This is a genomic window from Algoriphagus aquimarinus, assembly GCF_007997215.1.
Lineage (GTDB): Bacteria > Bacteroidota > Bacteroidia > Cytophagales > Cyclobacteriaceae > Algoriphagus > Algoriphagus aquimarinus_A.
In genome coordinates, this window is the sequence record NZ_VORW01000001.1 from 193,983 (window position 1) to 219,399 (window position 25,417).

A 25,417-nucleotide genomic window follows, 5' to 3' on the forward strand; every position below is an offset into this window, starting at 1 on the left:
TTAGATTAGTTTAGCTCTTGAAATTGATTTTGAAGCGGAAGATCCCATCCTTCCGGCGGTGGTTGCTGCTGAGGAAATTCCTGAAGTGGAAATGATCCAAGTGGAAATCGAGGGCACGGTAGTGATGGCAATTGCGCTGACAAAAAATGCTACAATCACCAGCCCGAAACTCAAAAAGCCATTGGATGCCAGCCAAGCCATTTTTTCAAGCCGATCTGCTCCACCACCGGTTGAAAGCAAATACTCGTACTTGTCAATCTCTACCTCCAAAGCATATTGTTGGAGCCTTCCTGTTATGTAGAGAATCAAATATGCCACTCCTACATAAAGGTTGACGGAGACAAACCTTGCTATCCAGGTAGTGAACGCATCCCGAAAGGCTGGAAGAATACTCACCACCACTGAAAATGGCCCAAGTATCACCAACACCGTCGAATAGATGATCTGCAACATGAAAATGATATAGACACACACCCTTAGAATCCATATGGCCACCAATTCGATGATTTGGGTAGCGAGCAGTTGAAGGCTGGTTTGCATCCTAATCCTCATTTGGACAATAGGAGCTAGAATCTGATCGGAGAAAAATCCTTTTACCCCATCCACAATCACCATCCCCAAATCTTTATCGGATTCTTGCGCCTGTTCCGATGCCATCTCGGTCACTGCCTGATATTCCACCAGCTGATCGGCCATCTCGATCATGTAGGCCGCCCGGTCAAGTCGCAAAGCATTATTGGTGTCATTTTGGATCCCGAAAAGCGCTTCTGTTTTGGCAGCGATCAAATCGGTAGGAAAAGCTATGATCTGGCAGAAAATTGGCCACCACATCAAAAGAATCACCAACGCAAAAGGTCTTAAAAGGGGCATAATTTCAAGCTTCTTATCCCCTGCCATCATTTCGTAGCATTTGAGACTAAAAAAAATCAGCATGAAAATACAGGCCAAGGTCTGAGCATCTCTCATGAAAGGGTCGGAATGAGCAAAGCCATAATCCCTCATTTCTTCAAAGAAGGTCATCACTCCCCTGTCGTAAATGCTGTTTCCCTGCAAATAGCTTATGGTCTCCTTGTACTGGTCATGGTTGGCCGATTGAGCAAATCCGGGGATTGACAAGCCAAGGAGAATAGATAGTCCTGTGATCAGCTTCTTCATTTCATGTGATTATTAATTGATTTTCAATGGCCACATGGAATGCCCTAGATAGCCATAACCATGCGTGATGAGCCTTTCTCATGGGCATTTTAGGACTTGGGTTTGGTTAGCAATTTTCTTGGCTCTATCCTCCTCGCTTTTTGGATTTGAAAGGGTAATCTCTCCGCTGATTTTCCGCTGGTTCAGCTTTCGGAAGGCAAGCATATTGGAAGACATGTCCAGCTTGTATTGCCACTTTTTAAGGATATCTCTCATTTCAAGCATGATTCTGTGATACATCAGAATCCGTTGTCCTCTTTCCATATCCAGGCTCTTTGCAAATTCATATCGCTCCGAAAGCGAAGCCATGTTGTTTAAGTACCATTGGTAAGCCCCATGATCAGTCATGTAATGGATTACTTCCGCAGGAACACCCTGAAAAGCAGTGGCTTCAGGATTTTCCAGAGGCCTGAGCTCTCGCTTATAGTAGAATTGATAAAGAGGATCTGTCGCTGAAAAAGCTCCTGAAATGCGAGCCATTTCAGCCGTTGCCAAGTTTTTGACCGTATCTGAGTGCTGCTTGTAGTAGTTAGAAGAAATCTGCATGGCCGCTGCCAATCCCAGCCTTTGAGTCTGTTCTCCCCTTGGAGATAATGGCCTTCGGTCCAGATCCGGGTAATTGGGGTGCAAGCCCCAGGTGATATACCAAATCGGATTCGTTGGGATTCCGAGCAGTCTATTGGGTTCAGGATAGAATTTATCCTCATCCCACTGCTTATAGACCATCCGTTCCTGCTGAGCGACAATCGCTTTATCATGGATTGGAGTCTGTCCGTAGCTGTGAATACAAACAGAAAAAAGGATCAAAAATGAGAGAGTCGGCTTCATCGGGTAAGGATTTTCTGTTTGATGATGATTTCATTGATCAATCCTAAATCACGATTGATATAGGCTTGGTAAGGATTGAGGGATCGGATTATCCCATTGGTCTTGGCCCAGTAGATGCTGTTTTTTGCAGCTAGTACCAAAGCAAGAATTACCTGTAATTCCTCCTGTACCGAATCAAGAAGCTCGTCCCGGACATTGTAATTCATCAGTAGATTATCGCCCTCTTTGAGAATAAGTGATGAAACTTCCGTAGCCAGGTTGAGACTTCTGGTTTTTGCCTGGCCCGTGTACTCTTCGACAAAAAGAAAAAGGATGGGATTATCGCCAGCCAACTGGAATGCCTCTGCGGAAATGGAACTGATATCCAAGACAGTCTCAGCTATCATCCTTACCTGTATTGCATCCTTGAACCCTTCATTGATTTGGGTGAGGGAGTTGACAATCATGGTTTGAACCAGTGCCAGGCTGGATGAATTGAGAATGATATCATCAGTGTTTTGCCTGATGATATCCAAAGTTTGGTGATACCCTATTTCACTGACATTTCGTACAGCAGCGTTGGCATTGACTATCGAAAAATGCTCTTTGTCAAATACCACGGTCTGGGGATAAGATTCAACAGCCACGAAACACATGAAAAGAAAAAGGAGATTTTTCATCGGATTAGGGTTTTGGCGTTTTGAATGATTTCTTCTACCAAGGCCATTTCCGTTGCTACATACTGTAGGTAAGGATTGATTCCTCTCTTCCTTTCGAGATAGTGCTGAAGTGATTTGGAAACGGTGTAGGAAAGTCCGTTGATCTCCCTCAGCTCGTCCAGAATATGTTGGAAAAGGATTCTTCTTTCCGAAACTTTCATCTGGTTGACCACTCCGATACTTGCCGAAAGGCCAAAGAGATAATTCAAAAGTGAATAGGATCTTTCGACGAAAACCCGTTCCGACTCTACCGCAAAAAGTACTAATTCCGGATTTTGGCTACAGTAGAAAACGATTTGCTGCTGGTTATCAATAATGGAATTGACCAAGGGCTCAGCCGCAGCACCAATTCCAAAAGCATCGATGACAATGGAGAGTTTGGCAAATCGGTCCTGGACGGCTCGGTATTTCTCCTTTACAGACTTGACCAAATTGGTATTGACCTCCTCGTTGACCGAGTTCCTTCCCTGATTTCCTTTTGCCTCTTTTTGAAGGTTATATTCAGACTTGGATTCCTCGACTAGCTGGTGGAGAAGGGCCACATTGGTTTGAGCAAAACTCATCCCAAGGGTTGCCAAAAAAACGAAGGGTAAAAGCCAAAAAGATTTCATGGTTGGAGGGTTTTGGCTTTTCTGGCTATATCCTGCCCAAGCTGGATATCTACGTTGATGTACCCTTGAAAAGGATTTAGAGCCCTCACAAATCCTTTCATCTGAGCAAAATACATGGCTCGATACATGCCATAAGAGTAGGATCGCAGGATGACCATCTCAGTCAAAATCTGATTGATCAGTTTTGACCGCTCACCTGCATCCATGAGATTGTTTTCTCCTCCCTTCAACACAAATGAACTGACCTCCAAGGCCAAAGAAGTTGCCCTTTGCTGAAATAGGGTAGCATTCCGTTCGGCAAACAGGAGTAAAGCGGGATTCTCTCCGGCTAAGTCCATCACCTGGCTAAGGTCACTTGAAATCCCGGTGGCTATTCGAGCGATTTCCTGCACATTGGAAAGGTTGGTCAAAATCGAACTGACCTCAGAAAGTCCTTTGTAGATTTTGTCCTGCATCGTATTGACAATGGTCAGGTTTCCGGTAATCGCCAGCTGTCCCCGTTCAATCAAAGTCAATCGTTCATTAGTGGCATTCAGCTGAGAATTGATGACCGCAGAATGTGCCGCCGTTGCTCCTGCTACCGCTGGATCCACATAGATAGTTTGCCCTAAGGCAGATCCCGAGAGGATCAGAAATACCAGTATGTTCAAGCTTTTCATCTTTGTAATGGTTAAAAAGTGGCAGTTAGTGTTTCTCTTACCGGGGCCCCTTGCTTGTTGACCTCTCCAAAAAACTCATGGAGTGAAAGCTCAGAAGCCTTAAAATCCTCGACAAAAGCGTCCAGTCCCATTTGGTACCCTCTAAAGGCTTGGATATAGATTTCGATGGCTGATTTTTCTGGCTTTTCCGTGGTATAGGTCAGGTATTGGTACAAGGAAACTTCCACCCCATACACCTCACCGGCAGATCCTCTTCGGATATATACTTCCTTGAATCTTCCCCTGCCCTCATGATTATCCAGCTGATTGATCGTGAAGATCTTTTTCCTTTCATTTTCATTGATGGAAAGCAGGGAGGCGATTTGAGAATAATTGTCTTTGAATTTTGTCTGATCCAAAAGACAGATCGTATCCGAATTATTGATAATACTGTCTTTGACTACCGCATTTCCGATGATATCTCCCAGCTCTTGGGTTACCACTATGGCTTCCCCCCAGAATTTTCGGACTGTTTTATAGAGGTATAGAATGTAGCCTGCCATGAGCGGGGAGGCTATGGCCTTCCAAGCTTCTTCGATGATGAGTGCCTTCCGGTATTTGGTTCGGAACCTCATTTTCTGGATGAAAACATCCATGATAATGAGTGTCACAATCGGGAAAAGCACCTTGTGCTCTTTGATGCTGTCAATTTCAAAAACCACAAAAGATTCGGTAAACAAGGACTGGTCAACTTCCTCATTGAGTAGGTTTTCAAACTCACCTCCCTTGTAAAACTTCTTGAGTACAAAGCGGAATTCTTCAAGTTCAAATCCAATGCTTTCACGCTCTTTGATTTCTGGGATTTTCTCCAGGGCGAATTCATAAAAGCTGTTGAAGCAAAGCCGATCGATAGTGCTTTCCTTGGAGAAAAAAGAGGAATAGTAGGCCGAGATCGTATTGGAAATAACATCGGCTTCAACCTGAGAGACTGTTCCTTCCGCTGTCTTCCACAAGAGGGAAATCAGGGTCAGGAGATAGTCTTTCTTCTCGATGTTGTACTCTTCTTCAGTAATGGAAAAAGGGTTGGTGGTTATTGGCTTTTCCTCGGTGTAAGTGATGTATTTCCCTTGGTAGTATTGGCAAAGTCCGGAATACGAGTGGCCGGTATCGACAATGACTACATCCATCAGCCACTTAGGATTGGGCCGCTTATTCCACATGCAATACTGCTCGATCAGGGCATTCATAAAGAATGATTTCCCCGAACCGGAAGGCCCCAGTACAAACTTGTTTCGATTGTTGATCCGATTGGTTTGCATCGGCAAATCAGCGGGATCAATCTTCAAAGGGATTCCCTGTCGATCCGTAAATCGGATTTGGAATCCACTTATCTCATCCTTGTTCAGTGACTCCTTCAAGAAAAAACATAATGCAGCATCCGATGTGGTCAGGAAGTAATCGTAAACTTTCAACTCAGCGGTATTGCAGGGAAGCAGTGTCCTGAAAAGCTCCAGTTGGTTATAGGAATTTTTATTGGCCACAATGCCCTGTTGGAAAAGGGAGGATTCCACATAATTACAAGCTCCTTGGATGTGCTCCTTCTTGGCAGAAACAACCACATTGAAGTGGCAATTGACCAAAAGCTGGTTATGTCTGGCCACGTCTTCCAATAGCCTGTCGATATCTTCCACACAGATATTATTGGCTGGATCGGGTATCCCGGAATGCCGCTTTCGCTTCAATTCAAGCTTGGTAAGCGTTGATCTCTGCTCAATAATTTCAATGACCTGGTTATAAACTATGGTTTGGAAATTAGGGACATCGAAAAGGAAGGCCATATTATCAACAGGAAACCCTTTGAGGCTATCCTTATCGTTACGCTCCAAATGGGTGGTCACCTTTTCCGGTAGTTCTACTTTGTCGGTATCTACCAAAGTGATCGACCGAAAAGCTCTTTCTCCGCTTTCCACTTGGCTTTCTTCAGCAAGCAGGTTGTCCAGCACAATCTTTTCCTCGTGGAAGTTCATGCTGAGAATCCGTTTCACATATCGGTCAGTCTCAATTCTTGAGAGTGCCTCTGTCTTGATTCCTGCACGTTCAAAAAGGTCGGTCACCTTTCCCAGTGTCTGAATAAAGTCCATTACTGACTTTTGACTGTATCTGCCTTTTACCCGTTTGGTAATCACCAAAAATGTCTTCATTGAAGTATAGGGCCGCCCCTGGAAATGGTCATCATACTTTTGCTGTAGGTATTCTTTTGAGGATTTTTCGCTGTAGGTCTTTCTGGAAAAAATGTCCTGCTTTTGGATCAGATGCCCTTCACCAAGTATTTTGATCAGGTTGGTGTATAGCTGATGAAAGGAATCGTACTTGGAAGAATCCGCTGAATATTGCAGGACAGGATTGTCCAATCCAAGGATGACACCATAGTCACCCTTCAGATTGAATAGACAATGAAAACCATGGATCTGATCTTCAATCCCCAGATAGGGAAGCTTAAATTCATTCCTTTTTTTCCCAAACATGATTACTTTGATTTTAAGGATGTAGCGATCTGAAATACCCCTTTATACCTTGTTTTGCTATGCAGGCCTTTTTTCTGTTGCTGAGAGGTGATGAAAAGTCCGGTAGTCATGACTGATAGGGTAATCACCCCACCTAAAACCATACTGGTTAAGCTTCCGATTAATCCTCCTGAGACGACCGCGATAACTAAAGAAGCGACTCCCCATCCGATGTATTTTCCCTGAAAGCCCCGATATATAAGAGGCTTCTGAAGCCCCTTATATATCGGAAATTGCTTAGCCATCAGACACCGAAAAACGCTTTGATGATCACACTGACCAAGACCAAAAACAGGCAGGAGCCGCCCCATCCCATCAATTCTTTATTGATGTCTTGATCACCGGAATTCCATTTGATGTAAACTCTTACGCCTCCTATCAGCCCTACTACCGCCCCAATAACAAGACAGAGACTGGCTACGGGATCCACATAGGCGAGTAGAGACGATTCTGCTGCGACAATTCCCTGAACACCTTGGGCTCTGGCGGCTGTAGTTGCAAGCATCACAAACAATGCGCTTGAAATCATTTTTTTGGTTTTGTTGAACATGGTTTTCATAGTTTATTGAGAAAATATTGACTGTTGATTTTGCTTTTTTTGGGGTGTCAAATCAGTGGGACAGCATACAGTCCGCTGAGAAAAAAGCCAATAGTGGCCAAGAATAGGCAGGCTCCGAACCAACTGATGACCTGAACATCGATCTGATGTCTTCCCATTTGCCAGTTGTTGTAAACCCGAAGACCGCCAAGCAATCCTGAGACTGCGCCCACGACAAATGAGAGTCTGGAAATAGCGACATAGAAACTTTTCATATCGGTCTCGACCTCCTGAAATTTTGAAACTCCCGGAGGGGATTGGCCATAAGTCTCCGATCCCGACAAAAAGAATAAGAGGGAAAGGAGAGCACATAGGAATAGCCGATGAAGGAGCTTCATGAGAACACGACTTTCTTTTTCATTTCAATACTGCCTTCCTTGGCGAGTACAAAGAGGGAATTGAGCGTAGTCACCCCTCCTGTAGATTTGACTGGGCTGGGATCATTGATTTCAAATTCGATATCTTCTGAATCCTCCTCGCTGTTGACCCATACTTCCGTCTGGGAAGCAGATTCTGTCTTGGGCTTCACAGGATCAGGCACCGGGTCATTATCCTCAATCACCGTTGGACTTTCATCAAACTCATTGAGGTCCGTCTGGAATGTGTAGGCATTCCCTGCCGACACTTCTGAAAGTTGTGGTTTGCGCAAAACATCGAAGACGACATTTACCGCATAGTACACCACATAGAAAAGGGATAGGTATAGAAAGAAGTCTGTCCAGCTCATGGCTATAGTTTTTGTATGGATTGTTTGATTTCATTGACCAGTTCTGGATTATTTTCCAGAAAGTCCCAGCACAGGAAATTCACGAAGGAGGTCACGTCCACTCCAAAAGTGGGACTGATTAGCTTCAGTACTTCCTCCGTTCGAGCGTCCATCCGAATCAGCCTTTTGGAATCTCCGTTTACTTCAAAATTCTTGATGGCCTCTATCAGCTCATGGATTCCTTGGCTTCCGATCTTGTCAGTCTCATTACTTTTAGACTTTACCAAAGGCTTTACCTCAGGTTCAGGCAATACCAATTCTGACCTTACTCCTTGGACAAGTTTGCTTATGTAGTCCCCGTTTGCCATGGCTAATCTGCTTCTATATGGTCATCAAATAATTTGTTGAAAATGGGATCCAGGATAGGCACAAGCGATTCCGGAGTGTAGGAGGTAGTGAGTCTTTGGAAGTCTATCCGATCCGATACCGGGGAGGTCAATTCACCAAACTGGCCAAGTGCCTGATTGACGCTCTCCAAGGTTTCGTATTTGACTGATGTTTTGACTCTGTTGGGGATTAGGATAATCCGGCTTTCAGGATTCACCTTTTTGACCACGTAGCAAAATTCAAACGTGCTGGTGACGCTGTATTCATCGTAGCAAAAAGGGCAGATGATCAATTCAGACTCCTTGAGTACCGGCACCAGGTTGTCGTCATCCATTCTCCCAGCAAGATCAATCACGGTGAGAATTTTAGGATCTTGAGCAGCTCTTTTCTGGATAGACTTGAATCCTGGAATATTCGATAGCTCAACTTCATACAACTTCTCATTTTCCAAGAGCTCCGAATTGAGATACTTGTTGTAAAGTGACTGTTGAAAGTCCATATCAAAGACTTTCACCTTTCTTTTCCTTTTCTGGACGGCAAAATTTGAAAACAGCACCGCGAGCGTACTTTTTCCCACTCCACCTTTTTGGTTTGCGAATAGAATGATCATGGCTATCTTTTTATCTAGTGATTTCATTGTCTCCCTTGCGCTTTTTGCTTCTTTTCCTACCGTGCACAGCTTCATCATCGATGTCATTGGCGATTTGGAGTACAAGAACCAGGTCAAAAATCTCTTGACTCTGTATGGCTCTATGGGCTTCGCTATCTTGGAAGTATTGACTTAATGCCAGCTGCTGCTCGGCAGAAAGAATGTCACTGGCAGCGATATCTCCTTGGGCTGTTTTCAGGTAAGAATTCCCATCTCTATTCTCCAACTTCAAAGCGTGGTGTTCCAAGCCTTGCCGAACTGTCGAGAAATCATTGAGAGCAGATTGGAGCCTTACTTTTGCCTCGATCAAATCGATCGGCTTATCCTTGTTCGGTTTCTGGGATTGATAGGATTTACGTTCACCTTCCTGTTCAAAAAATCGCTGGATTGGGAATACTTCAATGCCTTTAAAAATGATCTTATTGGCATGGTCAATCAGGGAATAACCATAAGGCCTTTTTCCATCTTTGCCATGGAATACGAGCTGAACCCCAAATTTATCCCGTATAAAATCACCTAGATCCGATCGATACCCGGTTTGGTTTCCTTTTTTACCGCCGGGTTTAGGTTCAAATAGACAAGTGAGCTTAGTTTGGTAGACCTTGGAATATCTATCCAAAATCGCTTTCAGCTGTTTTGCTCGATCCTTATCCAATTGATAGGATTGGATCTTTTGGTTGAATTCTGAAACAGGAATCTGACCTTGAACTGAACCATATTTGATCAATTCTATCTGCTCACCTTTTTCCCTCACCTTGAATCCCAAGTTTTCGAGGATTAAGAATCCTTGGGCTTTGGTACTGAAGCGAAACTCCATCAAGCTATCCGCAGCTTTCACTGCTTCATGCTTGGGATTGAGTCTCATGATCTCATTGATTGCTTCTTGTGCCCTTAGCTTCTCAAATGAATCACTGATCTTTTTGCCATCCCGATCAATTCTCGATGACACAATATGAACGTGGTTATTTGCCGTATCCTTGTGAAAAACGATCAGGAAAGGGTTATTCCCATAGCCCATTTTATCTATCCATTCATGGGCGATTTCTGTCAGCTCTTCTTTGGAATACTCCCTGCCCTTGCAGCTGATCATGGCATGAAACTGCTTGTCCTTGACGAGTGCATTTCTGTTCGAATGAGTTATCAGGTAATTTTTCACCTCATTCGGCCCCACATCCTTGGTGTCCTGCAAATACCCAAAATTCCGGAGCCTAGTCAGCTCTCCCTTTTCATTTTGGGTTTTGTTCGTGTTGTAGGTCACCCCATTAAATGAACTTGCGCTGGAAAGGATTTTAACTCTCATTTGATTGCCTGATAAATCTGTTTCAAAAACTTGTTCATGAAGTCCCTATGCTCAAGATGCTTGGCCATCTGTTTGGTGTGATTCAGAAAAATCTCCGGGGAAATTTTGTCTCGATACGTATTGGCATGCTTGGCCAACTGGTTGATATTATTGTTAACCCTAGCCTGTTCGGCAACCACCTTATCAATTGCATTTAGGATTCCCTTGGTGTCAATGATCTTGATCGTTTCAGAGCTAAGCTTCATTCTGATCAAGTGACTCAAAGACACACCAAGGGACCTACTTTCCTCCTTCAATCGGGTAAAAACATCCGGCTTTAACCTGACAGATACCCAAGAGAGATTTTCTCTTTTCTCCTTCATGGCTACATGTTGATGGGGGTAAAGAATTGGATTCTCTAGGCGAAAAAAAATACCTAGAACTGCGTAAATGCGATAAATAGGCATATCTGCGTATAGAAAATCGCCTATACGCAGATATGCTTAATCAATGGGTTCGTCCCTTAAAATCTGTTTTATGAATAGGAGTTTAGGGCGTTGATCAGCTCAACTCGGTTTTTGCTGTCCGCCTTTTTAAAAATCGTCTGAAGGTGTTTGTTGACTGTTCTTTCTGAAATAAAAAGTACTTCTGCGATTTCTTTGCTAGTAAGTCCTTGGGCTACTTTCTCAACCACTTCGCACTCTCGCTTGGTAAAGCCCAATTCAGCACATCGTTGGCCGAAAAAAGTACTGGGATCAATCGGTGGCCTCTGGTCGGTATCATTGATTTTTGCAAATACCTTTCTGTTTTCGAAGATCATCTTTCGGATAAACAAAAAAGTAATGATGATAAAGCCACCATTTGTGCAAATTACTTCCACAAATTGGGAAGCATCGACATAGCTAAAAACTGGCAGCAATACCCAAGGCACCGCCGCAGAATAAGTCAAAATTGCTTCCAGTGAATTTTGAGACCCCTCAAATTTCTTTCTAATACTCAGAAAAATGATCACGATCAGATAAATCGCATAAACCAAAGGGATCGCCAATCCATACCAAATGGTTGCGGGAAGATCACCCAGTAATGGAAGCCCAATACAAAAGAAAAGCAGGAATGGAGCTATTAAGAATATCCAGACCCCAATTCGCGCATTCCACCTCAAATCATCCAGTTCGAAAACCCGATAAAAATAGTATGGAAAATATGCTCCCATTACAAACCCGGTTCCATAAGCCAAGTTGATCTGAAGATTCAATGAAATAGGGAGCTCTGGATCTGGGAACAAGCCACCTGCAATATTGTAGATGATCAACAATCCCAAAAGGATCAAATAGTATTGTCGATTCTTTTCAGCAGGATTTTGGAGATATAAAACCAACTGAGAAACAAAAAATAGCACCTCGCACACGACAAAAATAAATGTCGCCAGATGCATGTCAGTTCCAAACACTGTCATAGCAAATCCTTTTTGTAGAAGTAAAATGGAAAACCAAATTCATCGGAAGATGCATAAACTGAGAATCCGAAATTCTCATACCATCTGAAATTTCGCTCGGTGGAAGTTTCCAGGCAGACAGGTAGGTTCTTTTTCTTCGCCAACTCGAGTACAGATTTGAGAAGCATAGATCCTTCTCCTTTACCTTGGTTCTCTGGCTCTACACCGATAAACCAAACGTAAAGAAATGGCTCATTTGGTTGGACCCTTTCGATGCTTGATTCCCTTTTGAGCACCTTCGAAATTTTTGAAATTCCAATTCCCTGGAGAGCCAGTTTTAAGTCCCAAATCCATAGATTAAAAGACTTTCGCTTTCGGTTAGAATACTTGATCAAGACGCATGATTTTCCACTTTCGGAGATATACACCTCTCCGTTTTCCAGACAGTTTGCCAAACTGTACTCCATCAAAATTCTCCTGGAAGTGGCCGAATTACCAACCACAAAATCAACCGATTTATTGCCTTCAAAAGAATTCACTAAAATAGTAATGACTTTTTCTCGATCCTGTTCAATGAATTTTCTCATGGTTCAGTCAATTTAAATTTTACCGAGTTGCGAGGTTAAATCCCTCCATTTTGAATGATTCAGCAAAGAAACATCGGAATGGCAAGTGCGTGTTTGTGAAAAAAATTCGGCAGAATTTGTGTCACAAATACACAACTTGCAAGGAACACGCAAAAGGTTCCTCAACACGCTCTTTCAATTTTACATGCTGAAAAAAGCAAAGATATTTCTTCAACATTCCTCAAACCCACCACTTTCCCGCGAGGAAAAAAAGGTGCTAAAATTCATGGCCTGAGATTAAATCAAGCCCATTTTTCAAAACCAGAATGATGCTTTTATCACTTGAAAAAAGACATCGAAATATTCCTATATCTGTACATATCTATATATAGATATACAGATATGTATATATTCAGAAAACCAATAATTGCCTCACAAAATACATTTGTATGTATATATTTGCCTTAGAGGATCAAGTTATGATCTGCAAAACAGAAAAAGGACTATATTCAATTTCACAGATAACACTTTCTTGATTTAGGCTCTGAACTTAAGATATCAACTAATGAAAAGGTCTGGAAGATCATCCCAATCGAACAATCCGAAAAGACCAACGGATAATTCCTTTTGAATATATCTATTTTTAAAAATATATGGTTTTGCTATATTATTAAAAAAATTTATCGTTTAAAAATAAGAATCACTCATAAATGACTGAAAATCAACGCCTAAAAATCATCCGGAAATTCTTAAAAGAAACCCAAGCAGATTTCGGGGCTTCTTTGGGCTTGACTCAGGCAGGATATTCAGACATAGAACGAGGCAAGAACAACGTTTCTGGAAAGATTAAGATCCTCCTAAAGCGAGAACATAACATCAACCTAAGTTGGTTAGCTACGGGTGAGGGAGAAATGTTTATTACCACCATCGAGGATAGTGAAATGGACTCGGACAAACTAGGGAGCGAGCAAAACTTTTTTGACCGGCTCCAAGCAGAAATCGAAAGACTTCAAAATGAAGTGAAACGCCTAGCTGCTGAGAATAACTCATACAGTGAATTGGTGCGATCAAAGAACCTGATCATCGAGAACTTGGAAACCAGAATTAATCAAAAGTAAATACATATTTATATAAATACTTTTTTATGGAAAAATGTTTTCATATCTTTAGTTAAAACCAAAGAGCCATGAAAACAATCTCCATCATGAATCACAAGGGAGGAACTGGTAAAACCACCTCCTCCATAAACATCGGTGCTGGGCTTGCCAAAAAAGGTTTCAAAGTTTTGTTGTTGGATATCGATTCCCAAGCAAACCTGACTGAGGGACTGGGAAAAGGTGATCCTGAATTATCTGTTTATGATTCCATTCGGGAGAATAAAAAGTTACCGATCCTTAATGTCTCCGAAAACCTGGACTTGGTTCCCTCCTCCATCGATCTGTTGGGAGCTGAAATGGAGATTGTATCCAAAATTGGAAGAGAGCAAATCCTCCATAAACTCCTAAAGCCTATCCGCTCAGAATACGACTACATCATCATTGACTGCCCTCCTTCGGTTGGGTTATTGACCGTCAATGCCATGGTAGCGAGTGACACCATTTTGCTACCATTACAAGGAGAGTACTTTGCTTACAAAGGAGTGGACCGGCTTTTGGGCATAGTGAAAGAAGTCCGGGACAACCTAAACGATAAATTGGAAATCGGTGGAGTGTTTATTACCCAAATCAACCCAAACCGAATCCTGACCAAAACCATTGTGGAGAAACTCACCGAGGATCTCCAGGATAAAGTGTTCGACACCAAAATCCGAATCAACGTAGCATTGGCCGAAGCACAGCTGCAGGGACAAAGCATATTTGACTATGCACCAGACTCGAACGGAGCTAAGGATTATGAACTGCTGGTCGATGAAATTTTAAGCAAGTTAAACTGATAAAAATATGGCGAAGAAACTGAACGATCCTAGCAAGGGAAACAAAAACCTTGGCGCAAAACAAAGAGGTCTCGGAATGCTGATCAACCCTGAATCTGAGATACAACAAAAAGAAAAATCATCAAGCAAAGAGTTTGACACAGAAGATGTGAAAATCTACTCACTCCGGATTCCAACTGATATGTTCGATAAGTTAAAATATGAGATAGGTAGGGAAACCAAGGCTTCAATGAGAGATATGATTCTGACGGCGGTTGCTAAGCATTATGGGATTTAGGAAAAGGTTACTCCTTTTTGCACAATTAAAGCCACCTGAAAGGATGGCTTTGTTTCTTATGAAAGACTTTACGTTTTGCTTGATTTTAATACGGTTTTTTGAACAAAGACACGCACATGTAAAAAATTAATTTGTAGAAAAAGGCTAATCAAGCACTTCAGCCCTAATTACGTTTATACAATGTGGGAGGGGAGTGTTAGCCGAACTCTGTCCTTCCCTTCTCTTGGGGTAACCCAAGAGAAGGGAACTAAATAATTATTTTATTCCGCGTCCAAAACTAACCTCCCCTCAAATCTAATGGCAAACTGTTGGACTGTCAACCCCCAGTTATGGATAGGGGCCGTCCATTTCCGTTCGATCCTCTTTGCAGCAAGATACACCAGTTTCAGCAGTGCCATATCACTTGTGAAAGCCCCTTTTATTTTGGTGACTTTCCTAACCTGCCGGTGATAGCCTTCAACCGCGTTGGTGGTATAAATGATCTTTCTGTTGGGTTTGGTATAGGCAAAATAGGCACTAAGACGTTCCCAGTTGCTGTTCCATGAACGGACCACCACAGGGTATTTCTTCCCCCACTTTTCTTCCAGGTCCAACAGGGCAGACTCTGCCCCGTCTTTGGTATCTGCCCCATAGATAAGTTTCAGGTCAGCGGCAAGCTCCTTCTGCTCCTTACTAGCTACATACTTCAGGCTGTTGCGGATCTGGTGGACGATACAGAGCTGTACCTCAGCCTTAGGGAAAATAGAATGGATTGCTTCAGGGAATCCCGTCAGGTTATCTGTACAGGCGATCAGGATATCCTTTACCCCACGGTGCTGCAGGTCACTTAGGACCTGGAGCCAGAAGTTGGCCCCCTCACTTTCAGAAAGAAACATGCCCAACAGCTCTTTCTTCCCTTATTTGTTGATACCCAAAACATTGTACAGGGCCTTATGCCTCACCTTACCATCTTCCCGCACCTTGAAGTGCATCGCATCAAGCCATACGATACAATATACATCCTCTAAAGGACGGCTCTGCCATTCTTTCACCTTTGGGACCACCCGGTCTGTAATCCCGCTGATCACTTCGGTGGAGACCTCTGTATATACATCTCCCGGATATGGGCTGATATATCCCACATACTGCCTCCCATGCCATACAGGGCGGATCTGGTCTTCCAGACTGTCGGCTAATATGCGCTGCCTTTTTTTCACTATTTTAGGCTCAAAGCCACTTTTTCGGTCCTGTGGGGTCTCGATCGTTACTTCTCCCAGGTTACTCTTGACAATCTTGTTGCCCGTGCCGTTTCGCTTGTTGCCCGATGACCAACCATTTTCTTCATCCCGAAGATGCTCTTCCATCTCTGCGTGGAGCGCCTCTTCCAAAAACTCTTTGAGTATCGGCGCTAAGGCTCCGTCCTTTCGGAACAGGTTGTCACCTGATAAAAACTGTTTTAATACTTTTTTCTTGAATGCTGATTCTTGTTCTTTCATACTGCTCTATCTTAAAATTCAAAGCTTTAGACAGAGTTAAGATTACACACTCGATCGATAGAAATTCCATTATCGGATTTTCATACATTTTGTATTTCTTTTGTGCACTCATGTCAATGTGTTTTAATTATTTAATCAATTTTTCTATAATATAAGCTGGAACCTGGGCTGAATACGCATCTTCATCATTAAGTTGATTTTTGGTAACAAGTTCCAACTCGAAGATTAGCCCTAATACAAAAACCTTATCCATTTTTAGCTCTTGATAGAAGTTGTCATATTTTCTTTTTCCCAATAAATTGATCCCATAGAGATGAAAAACATGAATAATTTTACGGAGTTTAGAATAGCTTCCCATCTCTTAATAATTATAATATTCTATACTTTGTTATTTGTTCACTGGCAACCATTTCCCCTATTTTTATCAGTTCATCTGCTTTATGAAAGTCGAAGGTATTGGCCGAATCATTAGGGATATTGATTAAGATATCCGGTTTGTACCTTTCAATATGCTGCCTGGCAATTTTATGTATCATAGCAGCAGTGGTTGTGGTTAACATAGAATAATAACCTAAACTTCCTTTATCTCCTGATGAAACCAGTTTGGCCATATTTTTCATGAGGCCATTAAGCTGGTTATCGTTCGAATTGTTATTTGGCAAAACATTTTTGTTTAATTCATTTTTTTTATCTCCGTATAGATTTACCACAACAAGAATGTAATCCTGTTTACGTTCTACATACTCAATGGGAACCGGATTTAACACCCCCCCGTCTACCAGCAATAAGTTCTTATACATAACCGGTATAAAAACGGTTGGAATTGCTACCGATGCCCGAATGGCCTCATAAAAACTACCCGATTTAAAAATCATTTCGCGTTCGTTCAGCAGATCAGTAGCTACAGCCGCAAAAGGAATACGCATCTCCTCAATGTTCATGTCGGGGATAATTGTTTTCATTTTGTCAAATACTTTATCCCCTTTCAGTAACCCGGAGGTTGACAAAGCAAAATCCAAAAGTCCCCAGATTACCTGTCGGTTTATTGTTTTTACCCAATCGGTGTATTCGGGTAATTTACCCATCGCGTGGAGTCCGCCAATAACAGCGCCTATAGAAGATCCCGAAATAGAGGATATTTCAAACCCTTGTTTCTCCAATTCATTAATAGCACCAATATGAGCCAGCCCTCTTGAGCCGCCACTTGATAATACTAATGATACTTTCCTTTTCATCTTTTAAAATTCATTCATTAATTTCTATTCTATCATTTAATCCAGATGGTTAGCCATTTCTACTTTTGAGTACAAATAGCATTGCTTTAACGCATGTTCTTAACCTCTCTACTGGTACCGGTAACTTGTAAATAGGTTGATATTGCCAGTTGATATTGAGTTTTGGCTTCAATCAATTTATCAGCAGTTTCTGTTTGCAGTGCTTGTGCTTCCAGTAAGTCCGAAAGGGTGACAACACCACTGTTATAACTGGTCTGCATTACTTTCAGATTCTCATCGGTTTGCTTTACAGTTTCTTCCATCATTATAATTTGACGATAAGATTCGTTTACATCAGTCCAGGCTTTTTCCATCTGAAGCTTTAATAAACCTTTGGTATCATTGAAAGTGTTCTCGGCAATTTGTTCCTTGATTTTATGTTCCTTGATGGCGTGCGAGCCTCCCCACCAATCGGAAATGGGTATAGACACTGTGCCATAAACCAAACCATTGGTAGTAGTATTAGTTCCTTCGTAATAGCTGTTGAAGGAATAACCAGCAGCACCTACAGCTAACTGAGGCATATAATCGCCCCTTTTCATTTTAGTTTGTAACTGCTCTGCTTTTACCGATTGCTGCAACAACTGATATTCTGCCCGGTTTGGTAATGCAGCTTCGATATCGGTGTAATAAGTGTTTGGCAATTGTATGTTTTGCAAATCTTCCTGCAATACCAGCGCTGAGTCATACACTATACCGATGGTTTGACAGAACTGCCTAATCGCTAACTGCTTGCCGCTTTGCAGTTTGCTTTTATTGGTTCTAAGTTCACTTTGCTTTATCTGTACTTTCAACGCATCGTTTTTAATAATTAACCCTGATTTGAAGGCATCCTTTACTTGCTTGCTTACATCGTTTAACAACGCTTCATATTGTGCGATGGTCTTTTCTTTTTCCTGAAGCACTACAATCTGCCAGTATTGTTGTTCTGTTTTTAATAGCGTTTCATTTAAACTTAATTGTTGTTGCTTCTCTTTTACGTCAACTCCCAATTGGGCGAGTTTATTTCCGTTGCTGATTTTTCCACCAACAAAAATGGGTTGGGTTATATTGAGTAATCCAACCGTTGCTCTATCTAAAAGCTGGAGGTTTAAACCTGGAAAATAAGCAAACTCTGTTGCCGTTGCGAGGTTAGCCGGATTGCCGTCATATACCGGCAAATTTCCTCCCGGCATATTGAATTTAATGATGGGGTCCATCGCACGCATAGCAAATGCTGTTGCACTTACTTTAGGAAAGTAGTTGGTAAAAGCATTTTTCTTTACCTCCTGAGCCATCTCCATTTCCAATGCACTGTTTTTAATGTGTACATTATTTTTAATCGCCAAGTCTTTACTTTCTTGTAGGCTCAGCGTTGTCTGGCTGTATCCTTCTGTTATGAGAAATAAAGTGGCAGCTATGATAATTATCTTTTTCATTCTAAAGAATTTTAAGCAATTGATTTCTTAAGTGATTGATGATACATCACAGGCAGCACATACAAGGTAAGTATCATGGATATCAGCAGTCCAAAGCAAACTACAGCACCTAAAGGCCCCCAAAGAGATGAGCCACTTACAATCATCGGCACCACGCCAACGGCAGCCGCAAAAGAAGTGAGAAATATGGGGCGCATTCTACGCTTACCGGCAGCCACCGCTGCTTCCGCCAATAACATTCCGTTCTTGTTGCGGAGCTCTTCAGCATAATCAATCAGGATAATGCCATTGCGCACGACGATACCCATAAGGCTCATTATTCCGAGGAAGGAGGTAAGCCCAAAAGGATAACCGGTAAGTACTAAACCCATAGCCGCACCCAGAAAACTTAAAGGCATGGTCAGCATCACTAAAAAGACTAATCTCGATCGCTTAAACTGGAAAAGCAAAATAAAATAAATCAACATTACGCCTGCCAGCATGGCTTTGCTCAGCGGTGTATAATTTTCCAATTCACTTTCCTCCTCACCGCCATACGTGAGTTGAACATCGGAACCTGTTTTTATTTTTTTGAGTTCCGGCTTTAGTTCAGCTAATATTTTATAAGGTAGCACCCCTCTTTTTACATCCGCTCGCACCGTAATAGTTCGTACACCGTTCCTGCGGATAATTTGCCCTTCGCTCCAGTCGGTGGTTATGGTAGTTACCTGTCGCACAGGAACTGTGGCACTCAAAAACAGGGATGTTACATTTTGATTTTCGATATCATCAAAACCATCTCTTTTATCGATTGGATTAATGACCTTCACATCTACCGGATAATCTCCTTCCCAAACTGTACCTATAGGTATCCCAGAGAAACCAGATGCTATTGAAGAGGCGATTAGTCCTCGGGTCAACCCTAACCGGTTGGCGAGTTCATCATTCACATCTACACGCACACCCTGCCTTTTATTAAGATAATCCGTACGCGCCCATATAACAGCATCGTTTTGTTGCATTATACTTTTTACATTTTCAGCGATGGCTTTTATGGAATCAATGTTGTTACCGGAAATCCGTACTTCAATCGGAGCGGTTGTGCTCAGCATATCCAATTGTTTCATGCGCACATAGGCATTTGGAAAAATATTGCGTTTTGCTTCATATTCATCCAATATTGCCACGGCATCGTCGGCTGTTATGGTATTGACTACCAACTGCGCATAATTTTTTGATGGGAAATTAGGTGCGTAGGTAGTGTGGAAACGTGGTGAGCTGGTACCCATGAAGGAGGCTACATTAACCACCCGACTATCACTCATGAGCAATACCTCCATACTATCGGCAACAGCAACTGTTTGGGCAAGTGTGTATCCTTCCGGTAGATAAATTTCTACGGCAAACTGATTCCTCTCCACTTTTGGAAATAACTGTCGTGGCAACAGTGCCATGATTGCTCCGCCTAATAAAATGGAGAGTAAGCCTACCAGCATGGTCAGCTTTGGTCCTCTGAAGGCACTTTCGAGTGTGCTATTATAAAACTGTTGCACCCAATCGAGTAGTGACTTCTTATCGGCTTTTGCTTCTTCCGCTTCTCCTTTCCTGACTCCTTTTTTGATAAATACATAGCTCATGTAAGGAACCAGAAAGTAGGCCACCAGCATAGACGTAAACAAGGCCACACCAATGGTAACAGGCAGAGAACCAACAAAATCACCGGTCATTCCAGATAAGAAAAATACCAAAGGAACATAGGTAGCGATAATGGCAAGGGTAGCAGAAAATACCGGAACAAAAAGTTCTGTCGCACTTTTCCAGGCAGCATCCCAGGGCGTTTCGCCATGATCTAATTTTTCTACATGACTATCAATAACAACAATGGCATTATCCACCACCATGCCTAATACAACGATTAATCCTGCAAGCGAAACGGTGTGTAGTTCAACACCTAATAAATATAAAATGCCTACGGTTATAAAAATGGTAATGGGGATCGTTACGCCGGCAACCGCAGCTACCCGTAAAGGCAATAACAACATCGTAACGATGATCACAGCGATAATAGCAATGAAAAATTCTTTCAGGAAATGAATAATGGAACGATCTACGGCTGTTGGCATATCAGCAATCTTATCCAGATTTACATCAGAAGAAATTTTAGTCCGGATGGAAGCGAGGGATTGATCCACCTGTTTCCCAAAATCAACAATGTTGTTGCCAGGTTGCATTTCCAATGACACCAGCAAGCTTTTTGCCCCATTGTTTTTTATGAAAGAGTCAGGTTCCTTATATTTTCTAACTACAGTAGCAATATCTTTCATCCGGATGATGTTACCAGCAGGATCGGCATACACGATTTGGTTTTTAATGTCTTCTTCCGATTTGAAATTTGCTGGAATATGTATCGGTGTAATCAATTCTGAATTATTGAGTTCGCCACCGTAATACACAGCACCCTCCAATTGCATGGCGGCAAGCACCGTAATAGGACGCACACCGTAATAAGCCAGTTTAGCATTATCCAGATAAATGGCTATCTGTTCCTGTTGAATTCCGTAGTGTTTTACTTTAGAAACGGCCTTTATTTTTCGCAATTCCGTTTCGATAATTTTCAATTCTTTCTCCAGCTCTTTATAGGTTTTGCTTTCTGATTGTATGGTAAGTAGCAAAGCGGCTGTATCGCCAAAATCATTGTTGGCAATCAGCGCAAGTACCTGCGGTGGCAACTGTAATTTTAATTCGCTGAGGCCGAATTTTATTTTATCCCAAAAGCCATCAGGGTCTTTTACGTTGTTGTTTACTTCCACAAACACAACCAACATTCCTTCTCTGGATATGGAATACGTTTTCTCCCGGTTTACTTCTTTAAAACCGTAAAGAAAACTTTCCACTTTGGTGGCTAATTGGTCTTCCACCTGTTCGGAAGTAGCCCCCGGAAATACACCGATGATCAATCCCTGTCGAATGATGAACTCAGGAAATTCATTTCGGGGCATTACCCAAAGAGAAAATATACCAAACAACACCAACAGACTTGTTATGGTAATGGCTATTTGCTTATACCTCATAGCCAATTCTATGACATTAAACTTATGTGTCGTCATGATGCTATTTTATAATGTTTACCTGTGAGCCCTGGCGAAGTTTGTCTTGCCCTGCCACAATGATTTTATCACCTTCTTTCAAATTTCCGCTGACCAGAATTTTTTGGTCGATTAAAGCAATGGTTTTCACCGCTCGCTTTTGAGCCGTGTTATTTTCTATCACATATACAAACTGCGTCCCTTGTAAATCCTGCTGCATTGCTTTGTTAGAGATAAGAACACCGGTCGCCTTGTTTTGGGTTGCAAAGTTGACTGTACAAACCATACCCGGCTTAATGGCTAAATCAGAATTGTCAACTTCAAGTCTTACCGGATAGGAGTGTGAAAATATATCAGCCGAAACACCAATTTCTCTTACAATACCGGTGATTGTTTTAGAGATAGCTCCAACAGTAATGATGGCCTGATCTCCCTTTTTGAACGAACTGATCTCATCTTCTGGTACGGGAATTTTTACATATACTTTACTGATGTCGAATAATTCAAAAACTGTAATATTTGGAAATACATTCTCTCCCTCCTGAATCGATTTTTTACCTATCACACCCGCTGTAAAAGCATATAGTTTTGTATCGTCAAGTCCTTTTTTTGCAATGGCTGTAGCCGATTTTGCCTGACTTAATCCTGTTTCTACCTCCACCCATTTTATTTCAGACAGGGTACCATTTTCATGCATCGGCATTAACCGGTTATACGCATCCTGTGCCTGTTGTAATTTTTGAAATGCCATCTGGTAGGTGTTCTCCATAGTCGATGGATTTAGTTGTGCCAGCAACTGGCCTTTGTTTACCTGCTGTCCTTCTTCTACTGCTATTTTCGAAACGGTTCCCGGCACCGAGAAACTGAGTGGTGTATTTTTCTTTGGCACCACAACCCCGGAATACCCAACTGTATGGCTTCCTTTAAATTGAATTACTTCTTCTGTTTTAACATTAAGGGAAATGTGCTTCGCACTTTCCGATGATGTATTCTCTCCTGACGAGCATCCGGCCAGGATAACGGAAAACCAAAGAGCGATGTGCAGTTTATTGACTTTCATATTCATTGTTAGTTCTATTAATTACAATTAGACTATTTTAGTTTTTTGGTCGATAATGGGTTAAAAAAAAATTACCTCGCTATGATTCCATAAAAAAGCACGTTCAGCAATCCTTCAAACCGATTTTCTGTTTTTGCATAATTGTTTTTAATGAATAAAGGATATTCTAAACCCTTCAGTGCTGTGACCAGGGCAAAGGCGGTGAGGTTGATGTCTTCTATTTTAAAATCACCTTCTTCAACACCCGTCTTCAATATTCCTTTGATGGTGTTAACCTCTTCGGTGTCATACTTCACTCTGACATTTTCAATGAAACTGTAATGCTCCAGATATTCATCTTTTAAAGCACTGTATAGATTGGTTAATTTGTTAATAACTTTCATTCTTGTTAAAACATAAGCCCGTATTTTTTTTTCAGAGGTAGTTTCTGCATTGATTGCTTTTGCTATGGCAGCACTTAACACATCCGATTCCTTTTCAACGATTGCCTTGAAAATATCTTCTTTGCTTTTGAAGTAATGATAGATGGAACTTTTGCCTTTTCTTGAAGCATGAGCTATTTCATCCATTGTGGTTTTCTTAAAACCATATCTGGCAAAGATGGTTTTAGCGGAATTTAGGATGACCTCACTTACATCGTCTTTAATGTCCATTGTTGTTTCCATTGTTTCTTCCCAAACTATTTATCGACCAAATTAGTTTTTTGGTCGAGTGCAAAGATATACATTTTTTTTAAACCCACTCTTTTAAGAATTCTTTCGGTTGGGGAGTTTAGCTCAAACAAGCTGATTTTTGCATAAATTTGAGCGGCTCATGTTAAGATTCACTCCTTAATGCGCTATACACACATCTTGCGAGGGCGACCGGTTCTTTATTATCGGGCTGAAACAATTCTACATCAACCTTAATGATTGTCTTCCCTTGTTTAATTATTCGTGCTTTTGCTTGTACATCCGCCTTAACGGCTGCATGTAAATAATCAATGCGCATATCAATGGTGTTCAGCCTGTCATTGGGTGAATGTAAAGCCGTTGCCCCGGCCACTCCTCCGGCAGTATCGGCAATGGCGGCCAGAATACCTCCATGCCAGCGGCCTTGTATAAAATCACCAATAAACTCTTCTTTGAATGGAACATGAATATGAACCGAGCCTGCTGTAATCTCAACTATTTTTAAACCGAGTATTTTGTTAGCAGGCATCATGTTTTCGATGGCGTGCTTCAATATTTGAAAATCATTTTCGTGCATGGTTAATTTTTTTTTAGTAGAATTTATTTTTACTGACCCAAACTTCGCCTCATTAATCGCTTATTTCACCTATTGCAAATTGGTAGGAGCGAAAAATAATTTTTTTAATCTCATCGGCCTCCTCTTCGTTTCTGGGCGCGTAAACCATTATGAAGTTTGGCGGCAACCATCCTTTATGCACTACAGGATGCAATTCGCCCCAACCCAGTTCAATTACTTTTTTTACATCACGCTGCGGGAGGCCTAAGTGCATACTGCCATCCGGAGCAGGATGAAAATGCGCAAATTCCGTTTCAACCATAAAAGCATTACAATGTGTGCACATTTTTTCTTCTGACATACACATGGCCTGTGCTCCGGGTACAGAGATTTTGCTATACTCCTTTGAAATATCAGGAAGCGAGAATGCCCAACCAATGAGTTCATCCACCAGCTTTCTGTCTTTTGGTTGTTGATCCAATTGCATGTGAGGATTGCTCGGTGTGGTAGTTGGTTTGGCTCCTGTTCTTTTTGGAAGCTCAAAATCATAATGTAAGGTCATGTTATACTATTGTTTAATGGGTTGATTCAATGATGAAACTACGGTCGCTAAATGCAGGCAAAAGACTTTCATAGGTGTGCTCTATAGTATCGTTGGTATTCAGCATAGCCATAGAATAAATTAGCGGCACATAATGATCGGGAGTCGGGGCAGCCATTTTTCCAAATTTTGTTTTTTCATAATTCATCAAACTTTTTATGTCGCGGTCCACCACTCTCTGTTTTATCCATTCATCAAATTCCTTATCCCATCCATACAAGGTTTTATCGCCTTTGAAAAGTCTGGAACTTGCCAATTGAAGATTATGAACAACGGAACCGCTGCCGATAATCAAAACACCCTTCGTTCTTAATTTCTTCAGTTGAACTGCTAACTCATAGTGGTATTGAGGAGATTGATAATAATCAATGCTCATCTGAAAAACCGGTACATTGGCATCTGGGAAAAGATGACGAAGCATGGGCCAATTGCCATGATCGAAACCCCATTCGGTTGTAGTTCTAATTGCAGGGATGGCTTCTGCTACATTTTTGGCAAATTCCGGAGCACCTGGAGCCATGTATTTTATAGTGTAATATTCGGGAGGGAAACCGTAAAAATCGTAAATCGTTTCCGGCCACGGAGAAACATTTACGTATGTGCCTTTGGTACACCAGTGTGCTGATACTACCAATATGGCTTTAATTTCTTTTGGATATTTTTTTCGTAAGTCAACACCTAAATCAAAAAGATAAGTTAAAAAAGGATTCGCTTTATGAGGAAGGTGTATGTCCATTGGGTTTCCGTGCGAAGTAAAAAGAACCGGAAGGGTTACTTCCTGTTCGGGTAAGCCGGTTATCGAATTGGCCCAGCTCTTTACATTTGAAGTCCCAAAACCTATTGTTGCTGCTCCCATTATTTTTATAAAGTCTGATCGGTTCATTTTACAATTCAAAAGGGAATTTAAATCGGACGCACGTTACTCCGCTACCGG

The 25,417-nt window shown here is 41.8% G+C and carries 28 protein-coding genes and 1 pseudogene; 3 read left to right on the forward strand and 26 right to left on the reverse strand.

All coding sequences use genetic code 11. The features are described from left to right. The 16 genes from ESV85_RS00865 to ESV85_RS00940 all read right to left on the reverse strand — a co-directional run bounded on the left by ESV85_RS00865 (nucleotide 1) and on the right by ESV85_RS00940 (nucleotide 12,174). Nucleotides 1-1,155: a plasmid transfer protein gene (locus ESV85_RS00865; protein WP_103923815.1), complete on the reverse strand. Its 1,155-nt coding sequence runs from the start codon at nucleotides 1,153-1,155 to the stop codon at nucleotides 1-3. 78 nt (nucleotides 1,156-1,233) lie between these two features. Further along, nucleotides 1,234-2,022: a hypothetical protein gene (locus tag ESV85_RS00870; RefSeq protein WP_103923814.1), complete on the reverse strand. Its 789-nt coding sequence runs from the start codon at nucleotides 2,020-2,022 to the stop codon at nucleotides 1,234-1,236. Further along, entirely contained in the window at nucleotides 2,019-2,681 is a 663-nt protein-coding gene (locus ESV85_RS00875; RefSeq protein ID WP_103923813.1) for a hypothetical protein, read from the reverse strand. The genes ESV85_RS00870 and ESV85_RS00875 overlap by 4 nt, the downstream gene beginning before the upstream one ends. Further along, complete coding sequence (locus tag ESV85_RS00880; protein ID WP_103923812.1) at nucleotides 2,678-3,331, reverse strand: hypothetical protein; 654 nt, start codon at nucleotides 3,329-3,331, stop codon at nucleotides 2,678-2,680. Before ESV85_RS00880 ends, ESV85_RS00875 begins: the two co-directional genes overlap by 4 nt. Next, entirely contained in the window at nucleotides 3,328-3,990 is a 663-nt protein-coding gene (locus ESV85_RS00885) for a hypothetical protein (protein WP_146914382.1), read from the reverse strand. The genes ESV85_RS00880 and ESV85_RS00885 overlap by 4 nt, the downstream gene beginning before the upstream one ends. Nucleotides 3,991-4,001: 11 nt before the next feature. Next, nucleotides 4,002-6,494: a TraG family conjugative transposon ATPase gene (locus ESV85_RS00890; protein ID WP_103923810.1), complete on the reverse strand. Its 2,493-nt coding sequence runs from the start codon at nucleotides 6,492-6,494 to the stop codon at nucleotides 4,002-4,004. Nucleotides 6,495-6,496: 2 nt separating this feature from the next. After that, entirely contained in the window at nucleotides 6,497-6,778 is a 282-nt protein-coding gene (locus tag ESV85_RS00895) for a DUF4133 domain-containing protein (protein WP_077353341.1), read from the reverse strand. Further along, entirely contained in the window at nucleotides 6,778-7,092 is a 315-nt protein-coding gene (locus ESV85_RS00900; RefSeq protein WP_223275881.1) for a DUF4134 domain-containing protein, read from the reverse strand. The genes ESV85_RS00895 and ESV85_RS00900 overlap by 1 nt, the downstream gene beginning before the upstream one ends. 47 nt (nucleotides 7,093-7,139) lie before the next feature. Next, nucleotides 7,140-7,469, reverse strand: coding sequence for a DUF4134 family protein (locus tag ESV85_RS00905; RefSeq protein ID WP_103923808.1), 330 nt, complete (start codon nucleotides 7,467-7,469; stop codon nucleotides 7,140-7,142). Then, entirely contained in the window at nucleotides 7,466-7,858 is a 393-nt protein-coding gene (locus tag ESV85_RS00910; protein WP_103923807.1) for a hypothetical protein, read from the reverse strand. Before ESV85_RS00910 ends, ESV85_RS00905 begins: the two co-directional genes overlap by 4 nt. Nucleotides 7,859-7,860: 2 nt before the next feature. Beyond that, complete coding sequence (locus ESV85_RS00915; protein ID WP_103923806.1) at nucleotides 7,861-8,205, reverse strand: hypothetical protein; 345 nt, start codon at nucleotides 8,203-8,205, stop codon at nucleotides 7,861-7,863. A gap of 2 nt (nucleotides 8,206-8,207) precedes the next feature. After that, on the reverse strand, nucleotides 8,208-8,861 hold the full coding sequence (locus tag ESV85_RS00920; RefSeq protein ID WP_223275882.1) for a ParA family protein: 654 nt from the start codon (nucleotides 8,859-8,861) through the stop codon (nucleotides 8,208-8,210). Further along, the gene (locus tag ESV85_RS00925) at nucleotides 8,845-10,173 is read right to left on the reverse strand and encodes a relaxase/mobilization nuclease domain-containing protein (protein ID WP_103923805.1); all 1,329 of its coding nucleotides are present in this window, start codon (nucleotides 10,171-10,173) and stop codon (nucleotides 8,845-8,847) included. The genes ESV85_RS00920 and ESV85_RS00925 overlap by 17 nt, the downstream gene beginning before the upstream one ends. Beyond that, the gene (locus ESV85_RS00930) at nucleotides 10,170-10,535 is read right to left on the reverse strand and encodes a plasmid mobilization protein (RefSeq protein WP_103923804.1); all 366 of its coding nucleotides are present in this window, start codon (nucleotides 10,533-10,535) and stop codon (nucleotides 10,170-10,172) included. The genes ESV85_RS00925 and ESV85_RS00930 overlap by 4 nt, the downstream gene beginning before the upstream one ends. A 152-nt stretch (nucleotides 10,536-10,687) precedes the next feature. Next, nucleotides 10,688-11,608 carry a helix-turn-helix domain-containing protein gene (locus ESV85_RS22710; protein ID WP_103923803.1) on the reverse strand — a complete coding sequence of 307 codons (921 nt, stop codon included), beginning with the start codon at nucleotides 11,606-11,608 and terminating at the stop codon, nucleotides 10,688-10,690. Continuing rightward, the gene (locus ESV85_RS00940; protein WP_103923802.1) at nucleotides 11,605-12,174 is read right to left on the reverse strand and encodes a GNAT family N-acetyltransferase; all 570 of its coding nucleotides are present in this window, start codon (nucleotides 12,172-12,174) and stop codon (nucleotides 11,605-11,607) included. Before ESV85_RS00940 ends, ESV85_RS22710 begins: the two co-directional genes overlap by 4 nt. 689 nt (nucleotides 12,175-12,863) lie before the next feature. Between ESV85_RS00940 and ESV85_RS00945 the strand changes: the two genes are divergently transcribed. From ESV85_RS00945 to ESV85_RS00955, 3 genes are all read left to right on the forward strand, one after another. After that, entirely contained in the window at nucleotides 12,864-13,271 is a 408-nt protein-coding gene (locus ESV85_RS00945; protein ID WP_103923801.1) for a helix-turn-helix domain-containing protein, read from the forward strand. Nucleotides 13,272-13,339: 68 nt separating this feature from the next. Beyond that, the gene (locus ESV85_RS00950) at nucleotides 13,340-14,086 is read left to right on the forward strand and encodes a ParA family protein (RefSeq protein ID WP_103923800.1); all 747 of its coding nucleotides are present in this window, start codon (nucleotides 13,340-13,342) and stop codon (nucleotides 14,084-14,086) included. A 7-nt stretch (nucleotides 14,087-14,093) separates the two neighbouring features. Next, nucleotides 14,094-14,363, forward strand: a complete 270-nt coding sequence (locus tag ESV85_RS00955; RefSeq protein WP_014773269.1) for a hypothetical protein — start codon at nucleotides 14,094-14,096, stop codon at nucleotides 14,361-14,363. Between the two features lie 260 nt (nucleotides 14,364-14,623). On the opposite strand, the pseudogene ESV85_RS00960 reads toward ESV85_RS00955, so the two are convergent. From ESV85_RS00960 to ESV85_RS01005, 10 genes and pseudogenes are all read right to left on the reverse strand, one after another. Next, nucleotides 14,624-15,838 (reverse strand): annotated as a pseudogene (locus tag ESV85_RS00960) (IS256 family transposase). A gap of 127 nt (nucleotides 15,839-15,965) precedes the next feature. Beyond that, on the reverse strand, nucleotides 15,966-16,196 hold the full coding sequence (locus ESV85_RS00965; protein ID WP_014773267.1) for a hypothetical protein: 231 nt from the start codon (nucleotides 16,194-16,196) through the stop codon (nucleotides 15,966-15,968). A 10-nt stretch (nucleotides 16,197-16,206) separates the two neighbouring features. Further along, entirely contained in the window at nucleotides 16,207-17,073 is an 867-nt protein-coding gene (locus ESV85_RS00970; protein ID WP_014773266.1) for a patatin-like phospholipase family protein, read from the reverse strand. 86 nt (nucleotides 17,074-17,159) lie between these two features. After that, nucleotides 17,160-18,530 (reverse strand): TolC family protein, encoded by a 1,371-nt coding sequence (locus ESV85_RS00975; protein WP_014773265.1) that lies wholly within the window; start codon nucleotides 18,528-18,530, stop codon nucleotides 17,160-17,162. 11 nt (nucleotides 18,531-18,541) lie between these two features. Next, nucleotides 18,542-21,616 (reverse strand): efflux RND transporter permease subunit, encoded by a 3,075-nt coding sequence (locus ESV85_RS00980; protein WP_014773264.1) that lies wholly within the window; start codon nucleotides 21,614-21,616, stop codon nucleotides 18,542-18,544. Between the two features lie 4 nt (nucleotides 21,617-21,620). Then, nucleotides 21,621-22,655, reverse strand: coding sequence for an efflux RND transporter periplasmic adaptor subunit (locus tag ESV85_RS00985; RefSeq protein ID WP_103923946.1), 1,035 nt, complete (start codon nucleotides 22,653-22,655; stop codon nucleotides 21,621-21,623). A 71-nt stretch (nucleotides 22,656-22,726) separates the two neighbouring features. After that, nucleotides 22,727-23,320, reverse strand: a complete 594-nt coding sequence (locus tag ESV85_RS00990) for a TetR/AcrR family transcriptional regulator (RefSeq protein WP_200820542.1) — start codon at nucleotides 23,318-23,320, stop codon at nucleotides 22,727-22,729. Between the two features lie 151 nt (nucleotides 23,321-23,471). Continuing rightward, complete coding sequence (locus ESV85_RS00995) at nucleotides 23,472-23,903, reverse strand: PaaI family thioesterase (RefSeq protein ID WP_014773261.1); 432 nt, start codon at nucleotides 23,901-23,903, stop codon at nucleotides 23,472-23,474. Nucleotides 23,904-23,955: 52 nt separating this feature from the next. Then, nucleotides 23,956-24,444 carry a luciferase family protein gene (locus ESV85_RS01000; RefSeq protein ID WP_014773260.1) on the reverse strand — a complete coding sequence of 163 codons (489 nt, stop codon included), beginning with the start codon at nucleotides 24,442-24,444 and terminating at the stop codon, nucleotides 23,956-23,958. Nucleotides 24,445-24,457: 13 nt separating this feature from the next. After that, a complete protein-coding gene (locus ESV85_RS01005; RefSeq protein ID WP_014773259.1) occupies nucleotides 24,458-25,339 on the reverse strand; it encodes a dioxygenase in 882 nt (293 codons plus the stop codon). Between the last annotated feature and the right edge of the window lie 78 nt (nucleotides 25,340-25,417).